Genomic DNA, 770 nt, shown 5'->3' on the forward strand with positions numbered 1-770 from the left:
CCGTCGAAGATCTCCGAGCGGTCGGTGTCCCCGGAGGAGTTGAGGTCGTGCAGATCCACCGTCTCGGTGTTGCCCTGCGGGTCGGTGAGGGTGGCGATGCCGGTGTCCGGGTCGATGACCTGGGTGCTGCCGTCCGGGAAGGTGGTGGTCAGCCGGCCGTTGTCCAGGGTGGTGGTGGAGCCGTCCGCGTTGGTGACCTTCGCACCGTACGTGAGGTCGGTGGTGGTGATGTTCCCGTCCGCGTCGGTGGTGGTGAGCAGCCCGTTGTCCGGGTCGAACACGGCTTTGCTGCCGTCCGCGAAGGTGGTGGTGAAGTCGCCGTTGCCGTCGAGTTCGGTGCTGCCGCCGGTGGGGGTCTCCAGGCCGGACCGGTCGGTGTTGAGGTCGCCCAGGTCGCCGATCGTCTCGGTGGTGATGCCCGAGTCGATGTCGCCCAGGTCGTTCAGATCGCCCAGGTCGTTCAGATCGCCGAGGCCGTTCAGGTCGCCGCGGCCGTTCTGGCCGTTGAGACCGCCCAGGCTGCCGAGGTTCTCGGTGGTGACGGTGCCGTCCGGGTCGGTGGTGGTGGCCTGGCCGGTCGCGGGATCCACGACCTGGGTGGTGCCGTCCGGGAAGTCGGTGGTCAGGTTGCCGCCACCGGCCATCTGGGTGTCGGCACCGGTGGGACCCTGGAGCACGCCGTCGCCGTTCAGGCTGCCGTTGAGGTCCGTGAGGCTGCCCAGGTCGGTCGTGGTGACGGTGCCGTCCGGGTCGGTGGTGGTGGCCTGGCC

General features: G+C 69.6%; 1 pseudogene. It reads right to left on the reverse strand.

What is annotated here, in order from left to right:
- Positions 1-770: pseudogene (locus tag HO151_RS05910) on the reverse strand (hypothetical protein); the annotation flags it as partial.

It is taken from the genome of Streptomyces sp. 8P21H-1 (assembly GCF_013302945.1).